This is a genomic window from Rhodoplanes roseus (genome assembly GCF_003258865.1).
Lineage (GTDB): Bacteria > Pseudomonadota > Alphaproteobacteria > Rhizobiales > Xanthobacteraceae > Rhodoplanes > Rhodoplanes roseus.
Genome location: NZ_NPEX01000380.1, coordinates 1 through 4,497, shown reverse-complemented (window position 1 = coordinate 4,497; position 4,497 = coordinate 1). Strand labels below are relative to the sequence as shown.

Below are 4,497 nucleotides of genomic sequence, written 5' to 3'. Positions count from 1 at the left end.
CATCGTCGCAAGGCGCGCCGGTCTCGCGCGAGAGAATAAGGCTGCGCGGGGTGGTGCAGGGGGTCGGCATGCGGCCCTTCGTGTTCGGCCTCGCGGAGCGGTTCGGCGTTTCGGGCGCCGTGTGCAACGACGCCGAAGGCGTGCTGATCGAGGCGGAAGGCGGCCGCCTCGACGGGTTCGTCGCCGCGCTCACGGCGGAGGCGCCATCGCTCGCGCAAATCGACGCGGTCGAGCGCACCCCGTTGGTGCCGACCGGCATCCACGGCTTCGTCATCGCCGGGAGCGTGGCGGGGCGCGCGGCGACCCGCGTCCCGGCCGACGCGGCCACCTGCGAGGCCTGCCTCGACGAGCTGTTCGATCCGGCGAGCCGCTTTCATCTCTATCCGTTCGTCAACTGCACGCATTGCGGTCCGCGCTGGACCATCACGCGGCGCCTCCCTTACGACCGGCCCAACACCGCGATGGCGGGCTTCGCCATGTGTCCGGACTGCGCGGCTGCTTATCAGGACCCGCGCGATCGTCGCTTCCATGCCGAGCCGGTCGCCTGCGTCCGCTGCGGTCCGACGCTGAGCCACCCGATCGGCGAGATCGCCGCCGCCTTGCGCTCGGGAAAGATCGTCGCGCTGAAGGGCATCGGCGGCTTCCACCTGATGTGTGACGCGACCGACGAGGCTGGCGTCGCGGAGCTGCGCCGCCGCAAGGCGCGCGAGGCGAAGCCCTTCGCCGTGATGGTGGCGAACGCCGCGTCGCTGGCGCTGTTCGGCATGGCCACCGAGGCGCATGTCGCCTTGGCGACGCGGCCTGCGCGGCCGATCGTGCTGATGCCGCTGCGCAAGGGAACGGACGCACCGGTGCTGGCGCCGTCGATCTCGCCCGGGCTGTCGCAGGTCGGCCTGATGCTGCCCTACGCGCCGGTTCACCATCTGCTGTTCCACGCCCTGCTCGGTTCACCCGAGGATCGGGCCTGGCGCACGACCCCGCAGAATGTGGCGCTGGTGGCGACCAGCGCCAATCCGGGCGGCGAGCCGCTGGTGGTCGACGACGAGGACGCGCAGCGCCGACTCGCCGGTATCGCGGATCTGATCGTGACGCACGACCGGCCCATCGCGGTGCGAACCGACGACTCGGTGATGACGCTGATCGACGGCGCGCCTGCCTTCGTTCGCCGCGCCCGTGGTGTCGTCCCCGAGCCCGTCGACCTCGGCGCCGACGGCTCCTGCGTGCTGGCGGTCGGCGCGCATCTGAAGGCGACCGTCACGGTGACGCGCGGGCGCGAGGCCTTCGTGTCCCAGCACGTCGGCGACCTCGATTCCGTCGAGACGGTGAGGTTCTATCGCGAGACGGTGGCGCATCTGCTCGCCGTGCTCGACGTGACGCCGGAGCGCGTCGCCTGCGACCTGCATCCGGATTATCGCTCGACCGGCTTCGCCGAAGAACTCGGTCTGCCGCTGGTCCGCGTGCAGCACCACGCGGCTCATGTGGCGGCCGTCGCCGCCGAGCACGGCCGCACCGGTCCGGTGCTCGGCGTCGCGCTCGACGGCCACGGGATGGGCGACGACGGCGGCAACTGGGGCGGCGAGCTCCTGCTGGTCGACGGCGCGACGTGGACGCGCCTCGGCCATCTGGCGCCGCTGGCGCTGCCCGGCGGCGACCGCGCCGCGCGAGAGCCGTGGCGCATGGCTGTTGCGGCGCTGGCCGCCATCGGGCGCTCGGACGAGGTTTCGGGACGCTTCCCGGACATTCCGCTGCCTGGTCGGCTGGCGATGCGTCTCGCCAATGCGCCCGTCACCACGAGCCTGGGGCGGCTGTTCGATGCGGCGGCCGGGCTTCTGGGCGTGCGCACCCATCAGGCCTATGAGGGCCAGGCCGCCATGGAGCTGGAGGCGCTGGTCGGAACACCGCGTACGCTGGATCACGGTTTTGTCTGCCGGGACGGCGTGCTGGACTTTTCCGGGCTGCTCGCGGCGCTGGCCGACATGCCGGACAGGCAGGCGGGAGCCGACCTGTTCCACGGGACCCTGATCGAAGGCATCGCGGCGTGGATCGCGGATGCGGCCGGCCGGTCCGGGCGTCGCGAGGTGATGCTCGGCGGCGGTTGCATGATGAACCGGGTGCTGGCCGAGGGGCTGTCGGTGGCCTTACGAAGACGGGCGCTCGGGCCCCTGCTCGCCCGGACGATGCCGCCGAACGACGGCGGCCTGTCGCTCGGCCAGGCCGCGATGGCCAGAGCCGCGACGCCAGAGCCGTGAAGAAAGGTCGAGGGAGAAGACCCATGTGCCTCGCGATTCCGGCCCGGGTGACCGAGCTTCTGCCCGACGCCATGGCCAAGGTGAGCCTCGACGGCGTGACCAAGACCATCTCGGTGGCGCTGCTAGACGCCGTGGCGCCCGGCGATTACGTCGTGCTGCATGTCGGCTACGCGCTGGCCCGGATCGATGCCGCGGAGGCCGAGCGCACGCTGGCGCTGCTCGCCGAAGCCGGCCTCGCACCAGGAGCAGCGGCATGAAATACGTCGACGAGTATCGCGACGGCACACTGGCGAAGCAGATCGCACGCTCGATCGCGACCGCGGTCGAGCCCGGCCGACGTTATCACTTCATGGAGTTCTGCGGCGGCCACACCCACGCGATCTCGCGCTACGGCATCGAGGATCTGCTGCCGGACAATGTCCGGATGATCCACGGCCCGGGCTGCCCGGTCTGCGTGCTCCCCGTGGGCCGCATGGACGACGCCATCCGGCTCGCCCAGAATCCCGGCGTCACCCTGTGCACCTATGGCGACCTGATGCGGGTGCCGGGCTCGGACGGGGCGAGCCTGCTGAAGGCCAAGGCGGCCGGCGCCGACATCCGCATGGTCTACTCGACCCTCGATGCGCTGAAGATCGCCGAGGCCGAGCCGGCGCGCGAGGTGGTGTTCTTCGCGATCGGCTTCGAGACGACGACGCCACCGACCGCCGTCGCGATCGAGATCGCAGCGAAGAAGGACCTGACGAACTTCACGGTCTTCTGCAACCACGTGCTCACGCCGGCGGCGATCCGCGCCATCATGGAGAGTCCGGAGGCGAAGCGCGGCGAGGTTCTCTTGGACGGCTTCGTCGGGCCAGCCCATGTGTCGACCGTGATCGGTACGGCGCCCTACCGGTTCTGCGCCGAACAGTATCGCAAGCCGGTCGTCGTGGCGGGGTTCGAGCCGCTCGACGTGATGCAGGCGATCCTGATGCTGGTGCGCCAGGTGAACCAGGGCCGCGCCGAGATCGAGAACCAGTACATCCGCGCCGTGACGCCGACAGGCAACGAGAAGGCGCAGGCGCTGGTGGCGAGACTGTTCGAGGTGCGGCCTTCGTTCGAGTGGCGCGGCCTCGGCGAGGTGCCGCACGGGGCGCTGAAGCTGCGCGACGGCTACGCCCGCTTCGATGCCGAGAACCGCTTCGGCATCGTGACCCAGAAGGCCGAGGACAATCCGGCCTGCGAATGCGGCGCCATCCTGCGCGGCGTCAAGCGGCCGGCCGACTGCAAATTGTTCGGCACGGTCTGTACGCCCGAGACGCCGATGGGATCCTGCATGGTCTCCTCGGAAGGATCGTGCGCGGCGCATTGGACGTATGGGCGTTTCCGCCAGCACGCGACGGCACGGGCCGCGCGCGACCAGGTGCTCGCATGAACCAGCACACGCCGCCGCGGCCACGCCACCGCAGGCTCGATCTGAAAAACGGTCGCATCGAGCTCACCCACGGCGCCGGCGGCCGCGCCATGGCGCAGCTCATCGCCGACATCTTCGCGCCGGCGCTGGCGAATCCGTTCCTGGCGCAGGGCAACGACCAGGCGGCGATGCCGCTGCCCGGCGCCGCCGGCGGCAAGTTGGTGATGACCACGGACGGCTACGTGGTCTCCCCGTTGTTCTTCCCCGGCGGCGACATCGGCTCGCTCGCCGTGCACGGCACCATCAACGACATCGCGATGAGCGGCGGCAGTCCGCTCTGGCTGTCGGCGAGCTTCATCGTCGAGGAGGGATTTCGGCTCGCCGATCTCGATCGTATCGCGCGGAGCATGGGGGAGGCGTCGCGCGCCGCTGGCGTGCCAGTGGTGACGGGCGACACCAAGGTGGTGGAGCGCGGCAAGGCGGACGGCGTGTTCATCTCGACCGCCGGCGTCGGCGTGGTGCCGGCGGGCCTCGATCTCTCCGGCGACCGCGCCCGGCCCCGCGACGTCGTTCTGCTGTCGGGCTCGATCGGCGACCACGGGATCGCCATCATGTCGAGCCGCGAGAACCTGGAGTTCGAGACCGCGATCGTCTCCGATTCGGCCGCGCTGCACGGCCTGGTCGCCGCCATGGTCGCGGCCGCCGGGCCGCATCTGAAGCTGATGCGCGATCCGACCCGCGGCGGCCTCGCTGCCACCCTCAACGAGGTCGCGCACCAGTCCGGCGTCGGCATCGTGATCGCCGAGGACGCGATCCCGGTGAAGCCGCAGGTCGCCGCCGCCTGCGAGCTGCTGGGGC

General features: G+C 70.9%; 4 protein-coding genes. All 4 read left to right on the top strand.

Going from position 1 to position 4,497, the window contains the following annotated elements; translation table 11 throughout:
• A partial coding sequence (gene hypF, locus CH341_RS28540) for a carbamoyltransferase HypF (RefSeq protein ID WP_425376218.1) occupies positions 1-2,249 on the top strand: 2,249 nt, incomplete at its 5' end.
• A 23-nt stretch (positions 2,250-2,272) separates the two neighbouring features.
• Positions 2,273-2,506: a HypC/HybG/HupF family hydrogenase formation chaperone gene (locus tag CH341_RS28535; RefSeq protein ID WP_111422525.1), complete on the top strand. Its 234-nt coding sequence runs from the start codon at positions 2,273-2,275 to the stop codon at positions 2,504-2,506.
• A complete protein-coding gene (gene hypD, locus CH341_RS28530; RefSeq protein WP_111422522.1) occupies positions 2,503-3,660 on the top strand; it encodes a hydrogenase formation protein HypD in 1,158 nt (385 codons plus the stop codon). Before CH341_RS28535 ends, hypD begins: the two co-directional genes overlap by 4 nt.
• Positions 3,657-4,497 (top strand): hydrogenase expression/formation protein HypE (gene hypE, locus CH341_RS28525; RefSeq protein WP_111422519.1); only part of this gene is annotated, 841 nt, incomplete at its 3' end. The genes hypD and hypE, both read left to right, overlap by 4 nt.

What these genes read in the sequence shown, in the direction of transcription:
- CH341_RS28535 (WP_111422525.1), top strand. Translation starts at nt 2,273, where the DNA reads ATGTGCCTCGCGATTCCGGCCCGGGTGACCGAGCTTCTGCCCGACGCC.
- hypD (WP_111422522.1), top strand. Translation starts at nt 2,503, where the DNA reads ATGAAATACGTCGACGAGTATCGCGACGGCACACTGGCGAAGCAGATC.